This window comes from Pseudoalteromonas sp. G5_S1_14_S5 (assembly GCF_054968605.1).
Genome location: NZ_JBQKUM010000145.1, coordinates 1 through 3,858, shown reverse-complemented (window position 1 = coordinate 3,858; position 3,858 = coordinate 1). Strand labels below are relative to the sequence as shown.

4 protein-coding genes are annotated in these 3,858 nt (G+C 42.8%); 3 read left to right on the top strand and 1 reads right to left on the bottom strand.

The features are described from left to right. The first annotated feature begins 334 nt into the window (after positions 1-334). Positions 335-1,201, top strand: coding sequence for a small-conductance mechanosensitive channel MscS (gene mscS / locus ACTRWI_RS22055; RefSeq protein ID WP_499133842.1), 867 nt, complete (start codon positions 335-337; stop codon positions 1,199-1,201). An 82-nt stretch (positions 1,202-1,283) separates the two neighbouring features. Here the strand turns inward: mscS and ACTRWI_RS22050 are convergent, their stop codons facing one another. Continuing rightward, on the bottom strand, positions 1,284-1,913 hold the full coding sequence (locus tag ACTRWI_RS22050; RefSeq protein WP_499133841.1) for a LysE/ArgO family amino acid transporter: 630 nt from the start codon (positions 1,911-1,913) through the stop codon (positions 1,284-1,286). 143 nt (positions 1,914-2,056) lie between these two features. On the opposite strand from ACTRWI_RS22050, the gene ACTRWI_RS22045 reads away from it, so the two are divergent. Then, positions 2,057-2,953 (top strand): LysR family transcriptional regulator ArgP, encoded by an 897-nt coding sequence (locus ACTRWI_RS22045; RefSeq protein WP_499133840.1) that lies wholly within the window; start codon positions 2,057-2,059, stop codon positions 2,951-2,953. A gap of 111 nt (positions 2,954-3,064) precedes the next feature. Further along, the gene (locus tag ACTRWI_RS22040; protein WP_499133839.1) at positions 3,065-3,778 is read left to right on the top strand and encodes an oxidative stress defense protein; all 714 of its coding nucleotides are present in this window, start codon (positions 3,065-3,067) and stop codon (positions 3,776-3,778) included. The last annotated feature ends 80 nt before the right edge of the window (positions 3,779-3,858 follow it).

The following is a 3,858-nucleotide window of genomic DNA, read 5'->3' as shown; positions in this document are numbered from 1 at the left end:
GAGCGGGTTTTTTTATGTCTGATAAAAAGTTGTATTATTTATGTGAAAAACCTAGCGTGTGGTAAATAAATTTCCTAGGATTGAGTTCACGGTATTTGTGCTTATGCGTAAGTTTGCTTTATTCAAAGGCTTACATAAATATGACTTTGCAATCTTATCAAAGATAAAATATCGTGCCGACAAACAGGGGTAGACACTCTGTTTTGTAAAAAGGACTTAGCAAGCTTCACCTTAACCTTATGATTTGTTTAGATAAAGTTAATAAGGCCTATTCGGCTGAAAACTTGGTTCAAGGCAGTTTAGCTCATAGAATATTAAATAGAGGATGCACATTATGGCTGAGAGTTCTACAGCGATTGAGACCCCGCTTGTGGATGGTCTTTCAAACGCAGAACAGTGGTTAACGGATAACTCAGATTTGTTTATTCAATACGGTGTAAACATTATTTCTGCACTGGTTATTCTATTCATTGGTAACCTAATCGTTAAAGCAGTAGCGAACAGTGTGGCTAAGGTTCTTCAGAAGAAGAAGATGGACCGAGCGGTTGTTGAGTTCATCCATGGTTTAGTTCGCTACTTGTTGTTTGTTATCGTTCTGATTGCAGCTCTTGGTCGCCTTGGTGTTCAAACTGCATCTGTTGTTGCGGTAATTGGTGCCGCTGGTTTAGCTGTTGGTCTTGCACTACAAGGCTCACTATCGAACTTTGCAGCAGGTGTACTTATCGTTGCATTCCGTCCATTTAAATCTGGTGATTACGTAGAAATTGGCGGTGTTGCAGGTTCAGTTGATTCGATTCAAGTCTTCCAAACGGTTATAACAACGCCTGATAACAAAATGGTTGTCGTACCAAACGGCAGTGTTATCGACAGTCCAATCACCAACTACTCTCGTCATGCGACACGTCGTATCGACTTAATCATCGGTGTTTCTTACGGTGCAGATCTACAAAAGACCAAAGAGCTTTTGACTAAGATCTGTGAATCTGACAAGCGTGTATTGAAAGAACCTGGTGTTCAAGTTGGTGTTCACACGCTAGCTGACTCTTCAGTTAACCTCGTGGTTCGCCCATGGGTTAGCACTGCTGATTACTGGAATGTTTACTTCGACTTAATGCAAGCAATCAAAGAAGGCTTGGATAAAGAAGGTATCGAAATCCCATTCCCACAAATGGATGTTCACATGAACAAAGTTGAGGGCTAATAAAGGTTCAACAAGTTGAATAAAAAGGCGGGTAACTTAGGTTATCCGCCTTTTTTCTTGGAGCTATATTTTCAGATTATTTCTACCAATACTGCTCAATAAGTCCATTGGCGAGTACCGCTGCGATAGCAAACATCATGCTCGCAACAGCGATATCAATGCCTTTCTTAACACTTGGCTTAGATAGAGTTGGGCCAAGTTTTGCCGCGCCAAGTGAGAGAGAATAGAACCAAACAAATGATGCCACGATGGTCCCGATAGCAAACGCGATTCTATCATTGCCTTCAAATTGCCCACCGATGGAGCCAAGAATCACAACAGTATCTAAATAGAGGTGTGGGTTTAATACTGTAACTGCCAATGCTCCTAGGATGACAGTACGTTTACCACGAGCCAATATTTCACCTTTTGATTCCTTGTCTGATGGCGCTTTAAAAGCACTGCGCAGCGACAACAAACCATAGACAGTCAGGAAAGCGATTCCACCTAGTGTCACTGAAGTTAGCAGAACTTCATTTTGCGACAAGATAGCGCCACCACCAAAGATGCCTAACGAGATAAATAGGGCGTCGAGCAAGCTACAAATCGTTGCTGTGGTTAAATGGTGATTGCGCTTTATCCCTTGATTTAGGACGTACGCATTTTGTGCGCCAATAGGGATAATCATGCTTGCCCCTAGACCAAAACCTTGTAATAAAACCCAAAAACTCATTTTAACCTCCCATTTAATTAACGACACATACTGGTGATAAGGGGAACATACTCCGCTTCTTTTTATAAGTATAATTAATGATTTTAATCCATTATTAGAATTGCTAATGTAGTGTGAGATTTGATTTAAAAGGAAGCAAAGTGATGCGTGGTTTGGATTATAAATGGATAGAAGCGCTGGATGCCGTGGTTAAACAACGCAGTTTTGAAAGAGCGGCAGAGCAGTTATATATCTCCCAATCAGCAGTGTCGCAGCGCATTAAACAGCTTGAAAAGTGGCTCGCTCAACCTGCCTTGGTAAGGGAAAACCCACCTAGGCCAACCCCGGCTGGTAAAAAGTTACTAGGCTTATATCGTCGAGTTCGTTTGTTGGAGCATGAACTGGTTCCTGATCTGATGAATGAAGATGGTAATCAACCTCTATCAATATCCATTGCTACCAACGCGGATAGTTTAGCGACTTGGTTACTGCCAGCTTTGTCGGATGTGATGAAGTCTCGCCAGGTGGAATTGAACCTCGCTATTCATGGCGAATCGAGAACCATAGAGAAGATTAAAAGTGGTGAAGTTGCAGGTGCAATTAGTTTGGAGTCTCAAGCGATTCCTGGTTGCAGTGCCGACTACCTTGGTCGTATGGATTATGTGTGTGTGGCAAGTCCAGATTTCCACCAGCGCTACTTCTCGGAAGGGGTCAACTACACCACATTGAGAAAAGCTCCAGCAGTGTCTTATGATCAATATGATGACCTTCATAAGAAGTTTCTGCATGATCATTTTAATGTGCCTAGAGACAGTGTGATCAACCATACAGTTGGTAGCTCTGAAGCGTTTGTGCGTTTGGCATTGTCGGGTGTGGCTTACTGTTTGATTCCAAGGTTACAGATCATCGAGGAGCTAGAATCGGGTTCGTTGATTGATATTACGCCCGGTTTTTTATTGTCCTATCGGATTTACTGGCACCATTGGCAGCTTGAAAGTGGGGTACTTAAAGAGATCTCACAAGCGATTTTGAGTTTTGCTCATGAGCATTTGCCACAATAAGCTGGTGGTTTTTTCAGCGTCAAAGTTCTGTTAGAAGTGTGGTGTCTGGATTGGAAAAGCGACAAATTACTCTATGATGAAAAGACATTTGTTTAGCATAGGTCTCCCCCCATGAAGTTTGTACCAAAGATGTTAGCAACCTCTCTTACTCTTACAGCAGCCCTAAGTGCCGTAAGTTTCTCGGCATTGGCGAACTCGCCATCTTTTCCGCATATTTCTACCACCGGTTATGGCGAAGTAATCGCGACGCCAGATATGGCGACATTTTCTGTCAGAGTTGTAGAGTCAACGATGACCGCAGAGCAAGCAAAGAGTACCGTTGATAAAGTGGTGACGAGCTTCCTTAATAAGCTGCATAAAGCTGGGGTTGATGAGGCGAGCGTTCATAGCTCTAACCTGTACCTAGCACCTCAATATCATTACCCGAAAGACGGCAAGCCGGAGTTAGTCGGTTACCGAGCTTCACGTAATGTGACGGTTGAAGTAAAGGAGTTATCGAATCTTAATAAGTATATGGACATTGCCATTGCTCAAGGGATTAACCAGATCGATAACATCCAATTGCAAGTGCGTGACCAAGCGAAATATCAAGAGCAAGCGCGTCTAGAAGCAATCAAAGACGCAAGAGCAAAAGCTAAATCACTAGCGACTGGTTTTGAGCGTGAGCTTGGCGACGTGTGGCGTGTCGATTACAACGCACAGTCTTCTCAGCCGGTACTAATGCGCTCTATGGCGATGGATGCAAGAACGGAGTCGAACTCTTACGAAGACTCAACGATCACCATTCGTGATCGTGTGAATGTGATCTATCAGCTTGAAGAGTAATTAGATCATTATGATCTAATTGCCTACCATAGGCCAAATACTAAAAAGGCTCTCGCAATGAGAGCCTTTTTGTTTTTCTA